Annotated in this window: 14 protein-coding genes; all 14 read right to left on the bottom strand. The window is 51.5% G+C overall.

Annotated elements, in window-relative coordinates:
- Nucleotides 1–31 precede the first annotated feature (31 nt).
- Nucleotides 32–1,489 (bottom strand): lipopolysaccharide biosynthesis protein, encoded by a 1,458-nt coding sequence (locus P3T22_RS02185; RefSeq protein ID WP_429324095.1) that lies wholly within the window; start codon nucleotides 1,487–1,489, stop codon nucleotides 32–34.
- A 1,244-nt stretch (nucleotides 1,490–2,733) separates the two neighbouring features.
- Nucleotides 2,734–3,783 (bottom strand): glycosyltransferase family 2 protein, encoded by a 1,050-nt coding sequence (locus P3T22_RS02180; RefSeq protein ID WP_429324094.1) that lies wholly within the window; start codon nucleotides 3,781–3,783, stop codon nucleotides 2,734–2,736.
- A 9-nt stretch (nucleotides 3,784–3,792) separates the two neighbouring features.
- Nucleotides 3,793–4,863: a glycosyltransferase family 4 protein gene (locus P3T22_RS02175; protein ID WP_429324093.1), complete on the bottom strand. Its 1,071-nt coding sequence runs from the start codon at nucleotides 4,861–4,863 to the stop codon at nucleotides 3,793–3,795.
- 21 nt (nucleotides 4,864–4,884) lie between these two features.
- A complete protein-coding gene (locus tag P3T22_RS02170; protein WP_429324092.1) occupies nucleotides 4,885–6,027 on the bottom strand; it encodes a glycosyltransferase in 1,143 nt (380 codons plus the stop codon).
- 69 nt (nucleotides 6,028–6,096) lie between these two features.
- Nucleotides 6,097–7,428, bottom strand: coding sequence for a hypothetical protein (locus tag P3T22_RS02165; RefSeq protein ID WP_429324091.1), 1,332 nt, complete (start codon nucleotides 7,426–7,428; stop codon nucleotides 6,097–6,099).
- Nucleotides 7,421–8,629: a hypothetical protein gene (locus P3T22_RS02160; protein ID WP_429324090.1), complete on the bottom strand. Its 1,209-nt coding sequence runs from the start codon at nucleotides 8,627–8,629 to the stop codon at nucleotides 7,421–7,423. The genes P3T22_RS02165 and P3T22_RS02160 overlap by 8 nt, the downstream gene beginning before the upstream one ends.
- A 36-nt stretch (nucleotides 8,630–8,665) precedes the next feature.
- Nucleotides 8,666–9,784 carry a glycosyltransferase gene (locus tag P3T22_RS02155; RefSeq protein WP_429324089.1) on the bottom strand — a complete coding sequence of 373 codons (1,119 nt, stop codon included), beginning with the start codon at nucleotides 9,782–9,784 and terminating at the stop codon, nucleotides 8,666–8,668.
- Between the two features lie 227 nt (nucleotides 9,785–10,011).
- Nucleotides 10,012–10,932 carry a glycosyltransferase gene (locus P3T22_RS02150; protein WP_429324088.1) on the bottom strand — a complete coding sequence of 307 codons (921 nt, stop codon included), beginning with the start codon at nucleotides 10,930–10,932 and terminating at the stop codon, nucleotides 10,012–10,014.
- Nucleotides 10,933–10,935: 3 nt separating this feature from the next.
- Nucleotides 10,936–13,149: a polysaccharide biosynthesis tyrosine autokinase gene (locus tag P3T22_RS02145; RefSeq protein WP_429324087.1), complete on the bottom strand. Its 2,214-nt coding sequence runs from the start codon at nucleotides 13,147–13,149 to the stop codon at nucleotides 10,936–10,938.
- Nucleotides 13,150–13,153: 4 nt separating this feature from the next.
- Complete coding sequence (locus P3T22_RS02140; protein ID WP_429324086.1) at nucleotides 13,154–13,594, bottom strand: low molecular weight protein-tyrosine-phosphatase; 441 nt, start codon at nucleotides 13,592–13,594, stop codon at nucleotides 13,154–13,156.
- On the bottom strand, nucleotides 13,591–14,775 hold the full coding sequence (locus tag P3T22_RS02135) for a polysaccharide biosynthesis/export family protein (RefSeq protein WP_429324168.1): 1,185 nt from the start codon (nucleotides 14,773–14,775) through the stop codon (nucleotides 13,591–13,593). The genes P3T22_RS02140 and P3T22_RS02135 overlap by 4 nt, the downstream gene beginning before the upstream one ends.
- Nucleotides 14,776–14,989: 214 nt before the next feature.
- Nucleotides 14,990–15,718: a carboxypeptidase regulatory-like domain-containing protein gene (locus tag P3T22_RS02130; protein WP_429324085.1), complete on the bottom strand. Its 729-nt coding sequence runs from the start codon at nucleotides 15,716–15,718 to the stop codon at nucleotides 14,990–14,992.
- A gap of 19 nt (nucleotides 15,719–15,737) precedes the next feature.
- Nucleotides 15,738–18,122 (bottom strand): YjbH domain-containing protein, encoded by a 2,385-nt coding sequence (locus P3T22_RS02125; protein WP_429324084.1) that lies wholly within the window; start codon nucleotides 18,120–18,122, stop codon nucleotides 15,738–15,740.
- Nucleotides 18,123–18,146: 24 nt separating this feature from the next.
- Nucleotides 18,147–19,562 carry an undecaprenyl-phosphate glucose phosphotransferase gene (locus P3T22_RS02120; protein WP_063500314.1) on the bottom strand — a complete coding sequence of 472 codons (1,416 nt, stop codon included), beginning with the start codon at nucleotides 19,560–19,562 and terminating at the stop codon, nucleotides 18,147–18,149.
- Nucleotides 19,563–19,834 lie beyond the last annotated feature (272 nt).

Below are 19,834 nucleotides of genomic sequence, written 5' to 3'. Positions count from 1 at the left end.
AAGAAATTGTTGCATGCAACGATGCCATGCCTTATATAGCAATCCGGCGTGCGCGCACCGTCAATGCCCGCCTCAAAAAAGCGGCGTCGCCGGTCATCACAATCAATCCGAAATACATCGCACCGACTGTCAAAAGTTTGGTCACGAGACGGATGAATGCATTTCCAGGCAAAGAATAGAGGTGGCTCTGTGCTGCGATTGCGAGCACATCGAGGATCACAACTCCAAGGATAAGCCGACCAACTGGCCGAAAGAGTTCAACGACCGAGCGACCAAATCCTTGGCGGGCGAGCATATGGAATCCCTGCAGCGCGTTGATGAAGAAGCTCAAGACCAACAGCCATGAAAGCAATCGCAAATCGGCTGCGTAGACACCGCACACAATTGCAGTGACGGTCGTCGTCGTTGAAAACATACCGCACTTGAACAACTCCTTGGTCTTGCCTAATGCTTGAAATACCGATCCCGTTGATGAGAGCACAACCTGCACCACTATCGATACACTTAAAATTGAAAATACGGGAATTGCTTGGACCCATTTCGCGCCGTAAGCTAGTGTGATGATCTCCTGGGAACATGTGATTCCAACTAATCCCATGAGGCCCCCGCCGATCAATAGAACACGTACGAGCTTCTGATATGACAGGAATACAATATCCGAATTATTCCCATGGGCTGCGTATACGGGTTGAATAGCTGGGGTTACCACGTGAGTCAGGTTAGCGACGGGCATCAGCATGAGTCGGTAAGACATGTCATACAAACCCAATTGAGCGCTACCCAAAAATTTTCCTATTAACAACTTGTCAAGATTTCGCGTGAAATAATTTATCAAGTTAAACATGAATTGGTATGCAGAGTAAGACATTACGTGCTTCATACCCCCCACCGACGGCGACATCATTGGTGGTCGTGCCCACACCATACACAGCACAAACATAAACAACGCATTACCGCTGCTTTTTACTACCAACGCTTCCACCCCATTTCCACGAAGCGCCGAATAAACAGCGCACGCGCCCGACAGAACGGCAGATCCCACCTCGATTCCAGCAATGGTCGGAAACCGCTGACGTCGTCGTAGCAAGGCTAGTGGAACTATCACCCAGCAAGAAAACGCAACATTCAAACCTAACCCGTGCGCAATCTCCACGTACACGTCCTTGGCGTAGACATGCGCGATCAGCGGACCGCTGAGCGCAAGTGTTAATCCTGCGATTGCGCCCACCGCGACCGTGATCCAGAACAAGCCCGCTAGTTGTGTTGCCTTTAGGCCCTCGAATTGAATAATCGCCGGCCCCAACCCCATTTCGCTGACAAACGAGAGAAAAACCGCGATGACGCTCACCACCGCCATCAAGCCAAAATCCTCAGGGGCCAGTGTTCTGGCTAACAAAGCAGTGACAGCCAATTGAATGACGATATTTGAGTAGCGTCCGACCATGTTGATGGAAACACTTCGACGCAGATTACGATTGATCTCTGACATTCTCTACGCTCTCCCTCGGGCCGTGTTCGCAGAAAAACGTCCGCTGTCGAGCCGACAATCAAACCGAGTTCTTGCTGCCGCTACGGCAAACTTCGTAACGTCGCGCACTGAGACATGCACTAACACGTTGTAATTCCGCAGATCACGCACCTCCAGAGTTGCCCGTTTGTACTGCACGCTCGATGCCGCAATACAGCACCCAGTAAGCTTGCAACGAAGCGCCTCCATTACTCCGCGCTGGACCACCAGCCGAACCGAATTTTTTCTGAAGCTCTTCACAAACGTCAAACTTTTGGCAGCACTCATGAAATGACTCACATCCAAGAATCGTTTAGACGTCATTCTTCACCACCATCGTCCCAAGAGTACTTTTAAATAAGCTCACTATTCTCGCGCCCCCTTACATCTACGATTAATTCCCGTTCGTCAGGGCGTGTACCCCTTACTCGCTGATCTCACCCCACGCTGTTGGCGGGTATCTGCTTCCACGCCGTCCAAACCCAACACACCTAGCGCACCGACGGCAAGAGTCCATTTTTCCTACACTGTCATTTGCAACCCACTTGCGGAACATATACGTTCGACACCTGCAAGGTCCGACGAGAGCGGCAACGAACCTCTATAGATTTTTCTCAAAAAAACAGCGAGGATAGTGAAAATTCAATATATTTCTAAAAATCTCACTTGCACACCTCACGACCATGAGAAATCGCCTCCTTATCGCCGTCTTGCTTGTAACAGCATCCCCCTCACAAGCGAGCTTTGCACAACTTAACAACTCCACAAACGTTTCAGCCCGAATGGCGGTACATTCCAGCAGCCCCGCCGCGCCTCGCAGCTCAAGTAGCCAGGAAAAAAACGCCCCAAGCGAGCCAGACTTTTTTGCACTATTGGGCGGTCCAGCAGCGATGGATGACGCTCAGAGAACCCAATACCAAATCATCGGGAATCAACATCCTACGTTCGACGAATCGCTGACCACCACATTTTCTTCGAGCCAAACCAAAGCGCCGAAGTCGACGTCTACTCCTGACAAGGACCTACTATCGTCAAAGAAGTCGAGTAACAGCATCACAACATCTGACACACTTGATGTCTACCCCGCCCCAGGCCTATCGACTTCGCATTCCGTCAGTTCATCGTCGCCGCCTCAAACAACTGTTTCCCGCAGCCCATATAAGCTACCGTGGTAACGTGGATCGAATAATTCAACTTCGATCCAACTAACACTGCCTCTAATACAATTAGCCTCGCTGCCGTCTTTTTCGATCAAATATAGCAAAAATATCCAGATCAAAAATCACCATCCTTATTAATTCTTTGATTCTAAATTTATACGACTCAAATCTTATAAAAAATAACGTGCGCCATATTTTTAGCAAAATCCAAATCACCCCTTCATCATACAATTTAAATACTCTCCCGATAATCTCCCTTTTTGCCTCTACGGCCTCATCACCCGAGAGACGGGAGGCGACAAAACAAGCTCTATTCAAAATTCCATCAAATATTAAAGCCCAATATTTTCTTTCGATATCGAATTTATCCGAATCGACAAGAATATCATCCAACGAAAGACACAAGTCTAAAACGTCCTTCTTTTTAAAGCGTTGCGTTATGCTGTCTTTCCTTCTTCGATAGTTAAGCAGCGACGCCGGTACGTAGAAAATCGTCCTTGCAAGCAACATCAGACTTGGAACGGTCGCAGCATCTTCGTAATGCCTTCGCCTCGGGAAGGGGACATCTTTCACCAAATTGCTTCGAAAAATTCGCGCCCATGCAAAATTATGAAAACGGCGTGCGAAATCTTCCCGCGCTGCCTCTGTTATTTCACGAAGCCCGCAGACGCTTCTGGGACAAATATCTAGATGCCCAATAAAACCGTCTGCTTCATCCACGATTGCCGCGTCAAATTCAATGACATCTGCATGTCCGTCACTGAGTGCCGGTAACACTTGCTGGACAAACGACGAAGACCATGAATCGTCCCCGTCTAGAAAAACTATATATGGGCTCGCCGCATGAGTGACACCAACATTTCTCGCGTCGCTCAAACCTTGATTGACCTGCGTAATTATCTTGCATGAGACCGTAGGATAGTAACTCACAACCAATTTAACTATCTCGAGAGTCGAATCCGTCGAGCCATCATTCACCACCACTACTTCAATCGCCCAATTCTCAGCTTGCTCCAATACCGATCGAAGGCATCTTTCTATGAAAGGCGCAACATTAAATGCGGCTATCACGACGCTCAATAGCGGGGAGCGTCGAACTGTAAATTCAATATCCATATATAAATATCAATTTAGCGCAACTTGTTTCATAAAAGTCCTAGCGCTCTCTGACCAAGCAAATTGCTCGGCTCTAGCAAAACCTCTTTCCCGCAGTCGCTCCCTAAGGTCGGCATCCCCCAGTAGCTCAGACAATCGCTGACGAATATCATCGGCCGAATAGGGATCGCAATATACAACCGCATCACCGCACACTTCCGGAAGGGAGGCCGCGCTCGCAGCCAAGACAGGACATCGGCAACGCATAGCTTCTAAAGGGGGAATACCAAAACCCTCATAAACCGAAGGAAACGCAAAACAAGCGGCATTCTCATAGAGTGCTTTGACTTCTTGATCCGATACATATCCAACGTGAACCACATTGGCAGCATCGCCGCAATCCGGCGATTTCGGCGCCCTGAACACAGCACCGTTGGTACCGCCGATGATCACCAGTTTTATCGCCGTATTACTACTGAGGTTGGAGAAAGCTTCCACAAGACGTGCAAAATTCTTTGTCGGATTAACGCTACTCACGGCCAGGACATATTGATCTCGCACCAAAGAATGCCGCGCCAGAATCTCATTGTCCGCGACGAGCCGATCGATGTGATCGCATCCTAGATGCATAACATGAATCGACGCGGGGTCCACGCCGAGATGTACGGCTAATCGCTCTCTCGAAAAATAAGAGACCGTGAAGATTTTTTTTGATGTCCTCGTCAGCGCCCAAAACATCAATCTATACCAGATTCGAAATAGTAATGAAAAATGCTCGGGCATATCAAAGACTGCGGCATCATGCAAAATCACAACCTGCTTCCGCTTAAAAATTGGTGCCGAATTTGAAAAATTTATCAGTGTGCTATTAATACAAAGCCAAGGCAGTATCAGCTGCTCCCAAAAAACCCCTCGCCCCCCCCATGATTTCAGCGAGCGAACACCATCGATTTTCATAAGCTCCCCGTCCGGCGGCAAAATTATTTCCAGCGGTTCCCCTCGCCGCTCACGTCCAATTGCCCTCAACAGCTCTCGCGCGACACGCTGCACGCCCGTAACTCTTTGGCTGGTAAAACGCCCATTGATGGTGACGCTTCTCATAATAAATTGTTCCGCTTTAAATTAACATGCCAGTATATTTTTTACTTGCTCAACAAACACGGATCGAGAAAAACGCCGTTCAAAAGAGCGTTTTATTTCCACAACATCCGCCTTCATGCATGACTGGATTTTATTCGCAAACTCAATAGTATCGTCTGGATCAAAAAGCATCTCAGAAGGCAGATACTCGGACAACCCCGATACATTGCTGGCAAGAACAGGACGACCAGCTATAATCGATTCGATTAATACTAACGGGACACCTTCGTACGCTGAAGGCAGAACAACGAGATCACTTACACCTAATATCTGCGAAACATCCGCACGATGTCCTAATGACAACATATGGGATCGCAAAAACTTGTCCTCACTAATTGCTTGTTCAAGCGCTTGACGATCAGGCCCATCGCCTACGAATAGAAAAAAAAATTCTGCGAATTCGTGCGGGTTTGCTTTTACGGTTTCAACAAGAAAATTCTGACGCTTTTGTGAAAAATTGACCCGCCCAATGTGACTAACCACAAATTTCGTGCCCGCGCTTATCCCCAATCCACCTCTGGCAACTGCACAATTCGAGGCATCTAAAGACTGCACACTGCAATTATCAACGTAATTTTCCAACACCCGAACGACAGCTGAAGGTCTCAGTTTCAATATTTTTTTTCTGAAAAAATCACTTATCGCAATAAACTCGCTGGGCAGATAATACAATTTCCTACTTACAAACGATTTGAAAAAACCGTAAATATTTCTTTTTTTCGAACCGACGTCGTCCACCAAAGGGATATAACTTACGGTGTGCAGTCGCATTAGCTTCGACGCCAGCAATCCCACTTTCGCTGACGCAATATCCCCTTGGGCGATCAATATTTTTCGCGAATTATACGAGCGAAGAATCACTAAGATTTCGCGAACAGCACGAAAGAAACCCCAAGGTCGTCCATTGATTTGTTCCGCCTCAAAACTTAACGCTTTATAAAACACGTTTTTGTAGCGCGCAGTCATGCGTGCAGCAAACTGCACAAGCTCAAAATTATTGCGCGAAAACATCAATAACACCATTGCGTCGGGTGTGTTCTCCAGCAGCCCTTCAATCATGCGAGTCAGCATGATTTCGTGACCACTAAAAACACCCGTGTCGCAATAAATCGCCAGCTTATCCATTTAGCGTAGACCCTAACAATTCATAAGTCATCTTTCTATACAAGTCAACGAGCACCACGACTTGACGTGCTAGTGCGGAGCGTCAGAATACGTGACGTATACAGGGCCGCCGTCTGCACTAACTTTTAAAATCTGCGCTTCCTGCGCATTTTCTTTCGTGATCTCCGTTCCAAATACATCTCCTGTGTAGAGATACCTGTTCTTTCCTGGAGCCGGCACACTTAGCGAGAATGACGCTGAACGAGACCAAGCAACAAATGAAATTGTGCCGGGTGATTTAAAACTCAGAATAAAGATCTGCTTGTCCTTACTTATCCAGATCTTTGCGTCCGTTACCCTCCTCGTACGCTGCATCAATTCCTTTACTGCTATGAAAGCGGGCTTGGGAGTGTCGTCGCTATTCAACAGACCAAAATTGCTTTCCCGGCTTTGGCCGTTCGCCGTGTCATCCCGCAATTCGTAGAGTGCAGTTAGATCGACGCCCGTGATCCAATCGGCCAGCAATCGTCTTACCACATAGATCGCCTGCGCATTTCTGGCGTTTTGCGATCGCCCGTCACCCCAGCGGCTGACAAATTGATAGCCAAAGGATGGATACCCCCATTCCGAATCCCATAATTCTGGACGAGTAATTCCTGCATCTCTCAGGTGGGCCCGCAGCGACGCATAGTCAGCCAACACACTCTCGGGATCCGATTGCCTGTAGGGATGAACGCTAATCGCGTCAAACCTATTTAGATCCATCGCTTTCCCAAGTTGAGTGAGATACCCCTGATCGATGGTAGATAGCCCTCCGGAGGAAATCTTAATTTCTCCGTGTGTTTGCTCGACACCCTTCAATATTTGCGTTGCCAGTTCGCTATATCCCTTTGCATTCGGTGATTGAAGCCAGCCTTCCCTGGTATTCGGCTCGTTCCAAAGTTCAAATTTAACGTCGCTAGCACGAAATTGTTCTATAGCTCGATTTACGTACCTCGAGAAAGCTTCAATTTCATTCTGCGTAGTCGGAGCTGCTGGGCTGAATTCTTGGTGCTTATAACCAAGGATAAACAGTGCGCCCATTTGATGGGCTTCCAGCCTGCGAAGGAGATCGCTAAATTTTCCGAAGTCAAAACGATCCCCGTGCTGAACCGCTTCCCAAAACAGGTCTGTTCGAACAAACGAAAAACCGGCTTCTTGCGCCTTTTCTAGTAACCGCTCGTCTCTAATATCGTGCAAACAAACACCAGTCGATTTGCGTGACCGTGCGAATTCGGGAAGCGGCGCCTCTTGGTTGGGCAACAAACCATTCCAGCCGTCTTTGATACCGACTAGAGTACCGTCCTCCGTCGCCTGTAGGACTGGCGAAGAGCGAAACAGCACGGCTGCGAAGCAGGTGAATAACAATTTAGTCTTAGCCACGAGTCCTCCGAATATTTCGATTCAATCCACGCACTACGGATATGACCGAAATTCCGAGTGCGATTTGGCAAGGCACCGATTCAGGAAGGTCCGTTGTAATGCCGCTTAAAATGAGAAAAAGTATCATGCTCGCTTCAGATTTAAGCAGGAATCGGCATCGCAATTCGAGCTTGAAAAATGAAAAATTGTAGAAGGCAAGCCCCACGATCCCGCAAGTCGACATAACATATAGGGCTATATTGTCTGCGTACCCTGTATTGAAGGTGGTTCCGGTACTGAAGTAGTCGGTCGCCGAGCCAAACCCTCCCAAGCCTCGACCTAGCAGCAGGTCTGAATTTTTATAGAGACCAATCAGAATGTCCGGCCATGTCGTCACAATCCGATCCAATAGGGACGAATAAACACTGTATTCCGTCGGTTGAGTCGTAATATAGTCAGCCGCTGCCAGCGAAACGGCGGGAATAAAAAGTTGAAGGACAAACGCCACCCTGCGCACCCTTGATGCTATGGCATTGCTCGCGAACGAATGGATAAACGTCACGATGAGCAGAGCTAAAATAGATGTCTTATTGGTCGTCAGCACAAGTGCTAGTGTGGCTGTTCCAAGATAAATCCATTTCATCGTCCAGGAACGTGCGCGGCAAATTAGCCAGATAGCCAGCACCCCGAGGATGAGCCCGGTCGACGCGCTTGTTCTACCTAATCCCGCCAATCGGACTGAGTCACCGGCATAGGATAGTTTGTTTGCCTCTACAGAATAGTTACCGACATCAAACGCACTATCTGCCCAAGGAAACTCGATAAAGTAGTTTGCAACAACCCCGATAATAGCCACAAAAAAAATAATCGCAATTGTTCGACTTCTCTCGTAGGGAGGTTCGTATGTAGCAATATTTTTCGGCACCAACAATGCGAAGATCAAGGGGAGCATGATCCACAGTTGAAATGCGATCGCAGGCAGCGTCACTCCATTTAAGGCTCCAACGAGCGCGGCCAGGACAAAGGTGCACACGACGAACAGTGCGACCACATCAAAATTTGTGAGCAACGAAAAGAAGATGTTTATAGCCATCAAAATCTTAGGCGTATAGACGAGCTGCCCTGCACCAATATCTCCGAAGAAATACCTCGCCGCACCCACTGCAACCTCGTTTATTAAGGCTATAAACAGCGTTGCCCGCCAAATCCGATCTACCATCATTTGTCCCCCCGGGCCATTTTTTCGTGTATTTCGCTTCTACAGCAGCACAGCCTCGCTCGCCCCTGAGCTCGTCATTGAAAGTTCACTCCTGTATATATTCATAATCTTCTTATTCATATCACCGGATCGAAAATTCCGAGCAAACCATTTTTTGCAACTCGGCCTTAATTCCCGAAGGACGGCACCGTCCAATTGTTCAAGAAACTCGACAACCTGCTTGTGATCCTCGAAATCGACCGTAAATCCCGAAGTTCCGGGGACAACAATTTCCGTTAGCGCACCTATTGAGTTAGCAATGACAGGCGTACCAGCGCGAAACGACTCTAAGGCGACGAGTGGTAATCCTTCCCACCGGGAGGGCATAACCACCACGTCTGATGACGCAAAGTGCGAGCTCAGCTTCTCGCGAGGAATCCAGCCCAAGAGTCGGACGTTCTTCGGAATCTCGAAATCTGCCGAACCCTTATTCGGCGCTCCCACAATCGTTAATTCAATATCGCTCCGGCGCACGGCACTCATGACCTTCAGAAGGTTATCAACACCCTTCTGACGATCCATCCGTCCAACGAACAATAGTTTTAATTTGCCTTCCACCCCGATCTCGCTTTCTTCGTTCGCCTCGTACTGGTCGTCGAGACCCGTTCTAATTACTGCGAGCCGTGCCGGAGAAAATTTCTTTTCGGATACCAAGCTATATTCAAAATTCGTTAGGCAAATAATTTTATTACACCACCATTGAAGCAGACGTTCCATATTAAGATAGAGAGTTCTCAACGGTGTAGCCACGTCCATTTCAAAGCTCCAGCCATGCGGCTGATATACCACCACTCCTTTAAATCGAAGCACGCGAAGAAGAGGGCGACCAATGAATCCAGGAAACGTGCTATGGAGATGAACGACATCGGGACGCGTTGTGACTATCGCGGCCTTTAGCGCACTGCAATAGTCTTTCCAGTCCATCACCCGCTTACGTGAGACTGGACGAAACTCTATTACCTCGTCCGAGGTAATATTATTGATATCTGCGCGCCAACCTGCAGGAAGGAAGAAATTTACTTGCTCAACATCTGATTCAAATCGTTGAAAGGATGCGACTTCGTCCAAATACGACGCAATTCCGCCCTTTATCACCTCTGTCACGTGCAAGATTCGCATAATTGTAGCGCCCCGGTGTTTTTACCAATATGGTCTTTCCAACGTCACTCAAATCATGAAAAAGCCGTAGCTCGACGATCGGCTGTTTCCTATCGCTGGTTATTTTTTATATTGTCTCCGCTCAAACTACCAAGGCCATGGATGCTTGTGCCGGCGAATCAAAATTTCCTAAAAACAACTTCAATAAATTTTCAATCTTAAAATCCGAAAAAACATTGATCTTAAATTCATCTGAATAAAATATTTCTAGCCATCTGCTTGACCACTTCGCACGCGTATTTTCGATCCTTGAAAAAAATCGACATCAAATCCATTGGACTCATCGACTTACTCCCATAGAAAATGTAGGTCGCATTCAGGAATGCCTCCAACTTTTTCCCGATATATTCAGGATGCTTTTTCAAGAAAATCTGATGTGCATCCCTTATTTTCTGTTGGTTGTCCGATATTCGGTCCGGCGCTGACACGGTATCCACGACGTACGAATAGTTATCTAGACGTTTTGCTGGGCCGAATCTCTTTATAAGTCGAATCCACACGTCATAGTCTTGCCACGCCGGCAGTAGCTTATCGAACGAGTCAATCTCGAGCATGCGCTCTCGAGTTGTAAATACCTGATTTCCAATACAATTTCTCTTTAGAATCCGAAGAAGCGTGACTTCGTCCACCTCGGAAATCCATTTAAAGAAGAAGTCTTCGCCCCGCCTTAATGTTCGATACCTGTAACCGGTGAACAGGTAAGAGTGATCGGTTAGGAGATTTGCAACAGCAACGAATCTTCCAATGCGAGAACTCTCAAAAAAGTCGTCATCATCCAGACCTGTAACGTAAGCGCCCGTAGCAATTTCGATCGCCGCATTCCTTGCCAGACATGCGCCCTTCGAGACGTTGCTCTTGTGGTACTTAATTGATCGAATCGATCCGTGTTTGTCGTTAGCAAACGTTTCGACATATTCCTGTGTGCCGTCCGTCGACCCATCGTCCACGATGACAAGTTCAATATTTTCGTAATCCTGGTCGGCAACTGAACGCATGGCTCGACCGAGTGTTTCCTTTCTGTTTTTTGTAGGAATGTAAACTGATACTAAGGGGTTCTTCTCCATGTCCGCTCCGGCACTACAGATTTTGTTTAAACGTCCGGTTGCCATTGCTTACTCCTGTGTGCTTGCGTAACCGTAATACCCGGAGTAGTAGGAACCCGATCCAATCCTGCGTTGCGGAACGTCCGTCATCAAGACTCCGCGAAGCACCACACCGCTGTTGCACAACCGCTTTGCGGTCTCTGCGATTTCCGGCAAAGGATGGCGACCGTGCCGCAGAACCAGCAAAGTCGTTCCTGCATGCTTACCTATCAGAGTTGAATCAGTGACTGCCAGAACCGGGGGAGTGTCAACTATGATCAGGTCGTACTTCGAAGAAAGCTCGGCAACTAGTACTTGGAAGCGATCGCTCATTAAAAGCTCTGCAGGATTTGGTGGTAACTTCCCCTTGGGTAGCAAATCCAAGCCCGGCAGCACATCTGGAACAATGGCGTTTGCTATTTCCAAGCCGCCAACTACCTCGGAGAGACCCGGTTGGCGTGATACACCGAAGTATTCGTGCGTGCTGCCTCGGCGCATGTCAGCGTCGATCAGCAAAACATGCTTTCCTCCGCTCGCAAGCACGGCGGCCAGATTGACCGACATGAAGGATTTGCCCACTTCCGGACGAGGTCCTGTCAGGACGACAATGTTGTTCTTTGCATCCAGCAGACCAAACTCCAATGCGGTACGCAGACTCCGAATACCCTCAATCGCGACATCTTCCGGAGAGCTTGCCGCCAGCACATATCGACGGTTAGATATTTTTCTCGAAACGGATTGCAAGCGTTGCTGTGCATCGCTATGGGGGATCACGGCGTAGACCGGTAGACCGATCGCCTGCTCGATCTCCTCACTATATTCAACGCCGCCAAACAGATTTTTCTTGAGAAATGCAGCAAACGTTGCCAGTACTAGACCCAAAATCGCGGCCAAAGCGACGACCAGTTTTTTCTTTGGTTTAACAGGGAGTTCAGCCGGAACTGCGTAGTCAACGACACGGACATTTCCGACCTGCCCTGCTTTAATAATTCGTAGCTGCTGCGCGTTGTTCAGGAGGTTGGTATATAGCTCGGTATCGACGCGGACGTCCCGCAGCAGGCGAAGCGCAGATTGCTCCATGTCCGGCAGCATCGAAACGCGCTTGTTCAAGCTGCCCTGCTCCGATTCCATTGACGCGATTTGTCCATCAAGTGCAACAATCGCGGGATGCGTTTCCGCAAAACGCTGCGCCATTTCTATGCGTTGTTGCTGCAGGTCCGCGAGCTTCGTTTTCCTTTCTACGATCTGCTGCAAGAGGATGCGACTTTCTTCACTGAGATCGACAGTTCCATTTTTGTTTCGAAAGGCGTTGTACTTGTCCTCGGCGTGATCCAGCTCCGCCCGTAGCTGCGGAAGCTGTTGCTCCAGGAACGCGAGGGTGTGCTCTGCCTCCGCGGACTTTCTGTCGATGTTTTGCTGGACGTATGCGCTAGCGATAGTGTTGACTATGTCTGCAGTCATCGCGCTGTCGTAACCGTCCAGGGACACACCGATTACCCCGGATAACTTTGTCTTTTCACTTATAACAAGATCAGCTTGCAGCTTATCGATAGTATCTAGTGTCGACTCACGCGTTATGACAAACTGCGTACCTTCCCTCGCGACCAGGTTGTCTACCTCGATCTCCACGGCACCGAATGGCTGGCCTCCGTAGACGGGTTTTCCGACGTTGCCATTTAGAACCACGCCGTCGTCCTGGTCGAACAAGGCGAATTTTCCGTTTCCCCGCGCTACCAATGTAAATTTGTCGCCGTACTGCGCTCGAGGAACCTCAAAGTGAGTCACGTGGATTCGCTCACCGCCGCTAGCGAAGCGGCTTAGGCCAAAGAGCGGGGGCGCCAATTGATCATCATTTGCGTGCCGCGCAAGGACAGCACCTACTACCGGGAAGTAACGGGGAAGTGCGCTGACATCGAGGTGCAAATTCTTTACCGTTTGAGTAACCACAAGCCGCGACCTGATCAACTCCATTTCCCCGGCAGCGGTCTGCTTCGTATCAAAAATCGATGCAAGATTACCCAATGCGTCATTAGCCGCATTGGCACTGTCCTCTACCTGTATCATTGCGTCCGCCCGATACACCGGGCGTGCAATCAATGCGTACATCCCACCAAAAACAACGCTGACAATAGTAAAGACCGCTATCATCTTCCAATTTTCAAAGATCACAGCGAGATACTCGGAAAGATGCACCTCAGCATCGCTCGATGACTCTATAAGCCGATCATGGTTTAAGGTGGCCATTTTTTTATTTTCCTAATCTATCGATAACACGAATCCAGTTATCCGCACCGGTCTCGATCTGCGTCAAAGCAGTTTGAAAAACATTTTTTCCTTGACCGAACGGATCGATTACATCCATTCGCTCATGTTCTCCAAGGCGGTATACCTTCCCTTTAGCGAACGGATAGGTAGTCTCGACTCGCTTGAGCTGGATCTGGTTCATCACGAGCACCAACTGCACAGCGCGTACGTGGCTGAGATTCAGACTTGCTGCCTTGTGCTCACCGATATCGATGCCGCGCTCGGCTAGCAATTCAATAGCAATCGGATCGGCACCACGTCCCACTAGTGCACCTAGACCCGCAGACAAAATCGCTGCGTTTGGCAACCGTTTCTTAAGGAGTCCTTGCGCCATAGGGCTTCTACAAACATTGCCCTCGCACACCACGAGAATGCTGTCGATCATTTCGTCACTATCGCCGTGGTAAGTCCAGCATTGATTGCCGGCAAAAGAAGGCTAAGCACTCGGCTCAAACGAACCAAGCCGTTGCCGTCAACGTACACAACATCCTTTGGCTGAAGCTCAAATTGGTTAGCAAGTACCATTGCCACAGGCGATCGTGCATCGAGGTGATAAATTTCAGGTACTCCGCCCTCCAGCGATCCCCGAATGACGTACAGCTGTGCGGCGTCCGCGCTATTCGTATTCAAACTTCCCGCTTGGGATAAAGCATCGCTCAGGGTCAGCCTTCCGCTCTTCATTGGCACCGCGGTAACCGGTTTATTGACCTCACCCATCACGAATGATCCGCTGTCGTCACGCGAAACGATTCTTAACAGATCACCATCTTTCAGCAGAATCTTCGCCATGTTCTCGCGACGATCCATCATTTTTGGAAGATCTAGTGTGTATGACACGCCTCTCCGAACCAGAATCATCCGACTTTGATCCGCCGCGGCTGTAAATCCTCCGGCACGACTGATCGCGTCGAGCAAAGTCATCGGAATGTCGTTGATCGGTTGTGGTCCGGGGGCGTGCACTTCCCCGTCAACGTAAACCTGTTTTGATCGAAATGACACAATGCGCACTGTTACCTGAGGTTTTACGAATACCTTCGATAGATGTCCTATCAAGCCATCCTGGGCTTCGTCTAGTTGCATATTTGCAAGATGAATCCGACCAACGTAGGGAAATTGGACGTCACCATTGCTATCGATCACAAATCCTTGCGCTGGATCTGAGGGACGGTTGTTAGCGGCCATTTGCCCCCCCACCGCGGTCGCCAACTCCGGATGATCCCAAACCGTAATCTGAAGCACATCACCGGTTCCAAGCTTGTAAGGCCCCGGAGTGCTGTCAAACAAGGTTTGCGTTTGGGCGTCACTTTCTTTGCCTGCTTCAAGGCGTAGCTTGTTTATAAGTGCAAGATTGATATCCGTCACTGGCACCGCTGCTTCGGCACTTGCGTTCTCGTCACTGGTATTCTGCGCGGCAATACTGGCCGGCTTCTGCATGCGCATACCCGGTGCGACTGCACATGCCGAGAGAAGCGTGCAGGCGAGCATCGCCACTGTCATAAGCAGTTTGCCGGATCTGCCTTGATTCAGTGACAAAATACCTTTGAGACGTGCCGCAGAGAAGCTCATCATTACCTCGTACCAGTTTTGATTTTTTTATGAAATTCCAAACAGTGATCCTTGCAATACAGTCCATCGAACAAGGCTTGCCTACTTCCGATCTTTTGGCCGTTCATTTCCGCGACGATGGTACCTATTCGTAGTTGCATCCCATCGTTGCACTTCGACGGGCGACTGCCACCCGTCGAATGACCCTATCGATGCGAGGTCCGACAGATGTGACTTACTGCGTCCCTGCCCCCCCACTCCCACCCGTCCCACCCGTCGGCCCACTACTCCCACTGCTAATCGGCGCCGCCGCCCCAGCCGCCTGCGCAGCCGAAGCCAACGAAGCCTTCGGCTGCCCATTACTCAAAATCGCCCCGGCCGCCAACAACGTATCGAGATCCGCATCCGCACCCGGAGTGCCCGGAGTAAACGAAACCGTCAAGAACGAGGAAGAGGAAAGCGTGATCCCGTACGTGTCTTTGATCAGCTTCACAACCGCCGCCTCAGCATTCGCAATCACAGTGCTATTCGACAGCGCGCTTTGATACGACGGGTTAGAAGTAATCCCCGCGAGCAACCCACTAACCGTTGTACCCAACTGCCCCGCGAGGTAGTCCAACAGCAACTCCGTCAGCGGCGTCACGTTGTACGTACCCGCACCGGCCGCAAACGAATGAATCGTGACCGCCCCCCCGGTTGCCGTAATCGCGCAAGGACCATCGAACGCAAACGTCGCCGAATACGCGCCGTTCGAGTTAGCCGTCGCGCTACCCGACCCGTTCTTGCAAGTCAGCGTGATACTTGCGTTAGCCAGCGCCACGCCCACCGCAGCCGTACCGCTCACCGTCCCGGCCGGCGAACCGCCGCTACCGGTCCCGCCACCGCATGCGACCAACGCGCTGGTCGCAAGCACCATCGATCCGAACTGCAGCGTGCGCAGCGTAGCGCCGTTTAGAAGCTTCATCGCCCATCTCCAAAGAAAGTCATTCACAATTGACTGGCACCAACGCCCGTCCGTCGCTTACACCCTGCAAACCGTTTCCGCAGATGCCATGTGAAATCGCAGCACCTGTCGATACAATAGGTGCACTCGCTTGCGGCTTCGGCTTCGGCTTCGTTCCATCATTACTGGGTTGCCCGTAACGCAGATACGCATCACGCATCCGGTAAAGCTGGGTCGAGAAGTACTCGCCGCTAAAGCGGCCCTGATTCAGCAGGTACTGCTGCGTGCTGTACGGGAAGGCCACGTTCTCGGCCGCATTGGTCGACAGATAATTCGTCGATGCCACCCGCGTGCGGAAATCGAGCCCGAACTGTTCAGAGCCGTACACCTGACTGATCCCCGGCTTCATCCCCTGGCGCAACGTCAGCGGGAAGCTGATTGCAGCGCCCACGAACGTGCCCTGCCCGCTATGCTCGCCGTGCACGCTCACCGATACGTCGTCGAACCAGCGCGTCAGCGTCGCGACTGGTCCCTTGTCCCCACCGACAAAGCGCGCCACACCCGCTTCGATCCACAGCTTCCAGGACGGCTGCACCCATCGGTAAGTCAGCTCGGCATTCTTCTCACTCGGCAATTCGTCATGACCCGGCTCGTGGTGCAAATAGGCGAGCCGCAAGCGAACCAGATCAGGGCGGCCTGGCACGAACACCGTGGTCTCGTTTTGCACGCCGACATACGAGTAATCGAACTTGCCGACCGATGCCACGTTGAACACCTGCGGCATGATCCAGAAGCTTTGTGCCAATGCGACCGCATTCAGACCGCCGCGCAAGCGGGAATCGCTAAACACTCGGCCTTCATCCATGTTTTTGGTGTTGTAGATCGATGCGATATAACTCGCGTATAACTCCGCGCCACGCCACAGCGGCACGAACCCTTCAATGTTGGCGCCAAGCGAGACGTCGAAGACGCCGTACTCGGTTCCGTACAGGTAACTGACGATCGGCTCGACCTGGATCCGCGTCAGCCCATGCGTGTGCTCGTTGCCATGCCATGCGATCGAATCCGCGTCGTAGGTCGGGCGTGTGCGCATCGTCATTGACGCGCTTGTAGCCGTCGGCGCGCCGCCAGCAACGAACTGCGCAAATGCATCACGATCGACAATGACTTCGCCTAATGGCTCATTGGCCTTCTTGATGACCACGTGAATCTTGTCGGTGCCGTGCGGCGCATTCACGCTCGCCACACCAAGCACAATGCCCAGCGCGTCAGCTTCGTTCTGGTTGTAGCGATGGTTCTCGTACTCGACCACCAGATCTCGACCGCTCATCCCGACACGCACTCGCTCGAGGCCGGCGGCAAATAGTTGCGCGGCGATTTTGTCGAGCGCGGAGGTATCCAGCGCCTCCGGAATGGCCTGAGACTGCGCATCCGGCGATTTGGCCGCCGCCACGTCACTCAGCATCACAGATGCATACGACTGCAGCGGCAGCACATACGTAATCGGCGCTGCGGCCAGCGCGTTGTCGTTACTTGCGGCACTGAGCGTGTCCACCGGTTGCAAGCTAGCGAGGCGGATCGGGCCGTCATCGTCGGCATCCGCTGTCTGGGCTGCGGACACTTCCGGCCCCTCGCACAAGCCGCCTGCACAACGTGCACTGCTAAAACGTTTGCCCAGTGGAATCTGAATGCCCACCGAGAACGACGTGCGCGGCGACACGCCATCCGTCGAGCGGATCGACCGCATGAACGTACCAATCACATTCGCATCGGCTAGCCAGCTAATCCGCGGAGACTGATAACGCACGCCGGCATAAGGCGTCTTCGAATCGTCTTCTGCGAGCAACGACAATCCCGTGTTCCACAGCGAGACCTGCGCGCCGCCGAATAAACCATTGAGGCGATCGCCCTGGCCGTAACCGGCGGTCAACGTCACCGGTCCAAACGCTTGCGACACCACACCGTATTTCGAACGGAAGAAATGCGTCTGGCCGCCAATATCGCTAATACCGAATGCAATGCGTGGCTGATACTTAAAGAATTTCGGCACTTCGAGCTTGACGTCGCCCATCAGGTGGCGAAACAGGAAGTGGTCGGCGCCGCTGAAGGGTGCGTGGACATCAGCCGGGTAATTAGCTAGTCCACCGGACACCTCCACATAAGGCAGCAAGCCCACTGCCCCCAAATACATCTGCGCGCCCGTCGCCTGCTTTCCGTAGCGCGGATCAATGTAGTTGTTGTATTGCGCTTCCACCGTCCCTTCCGGCAGTGCAAACGCATACGGAATCACCAAACCCCCCACCTGCCCGAGCGCATTCAGCGCAGGGTCGGCCGCATGCGCTGAAGCAGAGAACGCCAAAACCGCAGCAAGCGCCAGCGCGCTCGGCGCCGATCGGGGTTGTTGTCCGCGTAATTTCATGGCCATGTATTTTTTTATTGTGTGTAGATGTCAGTACGCGTTGCTATGAACCAGACCCTTTGCTATCGTCGCCGCGACTATCCGCATGTCGAGCCCAAACGACCAATTGCGCAGGTAATACAGATCGTGTTCGACGCGCCCTTGCATCTTCTCGATCTGGTCTGTCTCCCCTCTGAACCCGTTGATCTGTGCCCATCCTGTGATCCCCGGCTTTATCCGGTACCGATGGATATAGCCGTTCACTACTTTCTGATAGAGCTCGTCGTGTTCAATCGCATGAGGCCGCGGCCCCACTACCGACATATCGCCACGCAGTACATTGAAGAATTGCGGCAATTCATCCATGCTGGTACGCCTGAGAAACGCACCCACTCGCGTAATCCGCGGATCCCCTCGCGTGGCCTGTTTCACCACGCCCGTTTCTACAGCGTGAGGGCGCATCGAACGGAACTTGTAGATCTTGAAGATGCGTCCATCCGCACCTTTGCGCTTCTGCGTGAAGAACACCGGTCCGCGCGAAGAGAGCTTTACAGCAATCGCGATCGCAATCAGCAACGGCGCAAGCGCAATCAGCGCACAAGCAGCAAACGCACGATCAAAAATCTCTTTCTTCACCAACGCGGGAGCTGGCACCGGCGACGCGACCAGGTTGATCGCAGGCATACCGATCAAGTCGATCATGCCGCTATCGAACAGCGCGACGCTGCGCATATCCGGCACAAAGCGCACATTCACGAGATCGTCGCGAAACTCGGCCACAAAGCGCGACAGCGTGCGTTCCTCGGAGAGCGGCAACGCCAGCCACAATTCCTGCACGTCCTGAGATCTCACGTAGGCGGCGAACTTGGTGATGTCGTCGTACACCGGTACACCTGAACCTATCGTCCCCGTCACCGGCCGCACGTCAAAGGCCGCTACTGCGCGAAATCCGCTGGTCGTCGAGCCCTCGATATTGCGCACGACCTGGTGGCAGTGCGACCCGCATCCCACAACCGCGACCCGGCGGAGATTCATCCCCGCATGGCGGACTCGTGCGAGTACGGCGTGCACAGCCAGACGCGACACAATCAGCGCGCCGCCCGTCATTGCCATCCAATAGGCAAACCAGAGACGCGAGATGAAATCCGTGCGATGCAGCGAGAACATCAACGCGAGACCACAGCCTTGAACCACGAACCACGCCAGCGATACCTGACCGGCCATGCGCAACATTGCCCGTCCACGCCACGAGCTGTACACGCCAAATGCGGGGAAAAGAACCAGCGTAAAAGCCGCGGCAAACGCGACGAAAGCGGCATCGATACGGCTTTGCGTGAGATCTTCAAATCGCACTTGCGATGCGGCCAGCGCCCCGAGGACGACTAGCATCACATCGAGCAAACGCGCGATCAGGCTCTGCAACCCCGGTATCGTTCTTCTTTGCAGCTCAAAGTTAGCCGTATCCATACTTATCCCCGCGCTGGTCTCTCGCGCCAAACGTTCTTGTCGAGCTGCTCAACTTGTGTTCGCTTCAACAGCTCATGCGCCTCTTACTTCAACCACCACGCTCTTCGCGGCAACAACACCGCCCCGGCACGCGAAGAAGCGCGCAATGCAGAACAATCTGGATTTCACTCATCCAGCGCGAAACCAAACGACTGGACGTTCGTGAACAACAATGGGGGATGTACCGCAAGCCGCTCGCACCCGTCTAACTTGGGTACTCAGGCAAAACGCCG

Origin of the sequence: Paraburkholderia sp. GAS348 (genome assembly GCF_050434205.1) — a bacterium.
In the GTDB taxonomy this organism is placed as follows: domain Bacteria; phylum Pseudomonadota; class Gammaproteobacteria; order Burkholderiales; family Burkholderiaceae; genus Paraburkholderia.
Note: the sequence above shows the minus strand (reverse complement) of the source record. Positions and strands in the feature narration are given on the sequence as shown.

Coding starts and splice junctions, on each gene's coding strand:
- P3T22_RS02185 (WP_429324095.1), bottom strand. CDS start 1,489: ATGTCAGAGATCAATCGTAATCTGCGTCGAAGTGTTTCCATCAACATG.
- P3T22_RS02180 (WP_429324094.1), bottom strand. CDS start 3,783: ATGGATATTGAATTTACAGTTCGACGCTCCCCGCTATTGAGCGTCGTG.
- P3T22_RS02175 (WP_429324093.1), bottom strand. CDS start 4,863: ATGAGAAGCGTCACCATCAATGGGCGTTTTACCAGCCAAAGAGTTACG.
- P3T22_RS02170 (WP_429324092.1), bottom strand. CDS start 6,027: ATGGATAAGCTGGCGATTTATTGCGACACGGGTGTTTTTAGTGGTCAC.
- P3T22_RS02160 (WP_429324090.1), bottom strand. CDS start 8,629: ATGATGGTAGATCGGATTTGGCGGGCAACGCTGTTTATAGCCTTAATA.
- P3T22_RS02155 (WP_429324089.1), bottom strand. CDS start 9,784: ATGCGAATCTTGCACGTGACAGAGGTGATAAAGGGCGGAATTGCGTCG.
- P3T22_RS02150 (WP_429324088.1), bottom strand. CDS start 10,932: ATGGCAACCGGACGTTTAAACAAAATCTGTAGTGCCGGAGCGGACATG.
- P3T22_RS02145 (WP_429324087.1), bottom strand. CDS start 13,149: ATGGCCACCTTAAACCATGATCGGCTTATAGAGTCATCGAGCGATGCT.
- P3T22_RS02140 (WP_429324086.1), bottom strand. CDS start 13,594: ATGATCGACAGCATTCTCGTGGTGTGCGAGGGCAATGTTTGTAGAAGC.
- P3T22_RS02135 (WP_429324168.1), bottom strand. CDS start 14,775: ATGAGCTTCTCTGCGGCACGTCTCAAAGGTATTTTGTCACTGAATCAA.
- P3T22_RS02130 (WP_429324085.1), bottom strand. CDS start 15,718: ATGAAGCTTCTAAACGGCGCTACGCTGCGCACGCTGCAGTTCGGATCG.
- P3T22_RS02125 (WP_429324084.1), bottom strand. CDS start 18,122: ATGGCCATGAAATTACGCGGACAACAACCCCGATCGGCGCCGAGCGCG.
- P3T22_RS02120 (WP_063500314.1), bottom strand. CDS start 19,562: ATGGATACGGCTAACTTTGAGCTGCAAAGAAGAACGATACCGGGGTTG.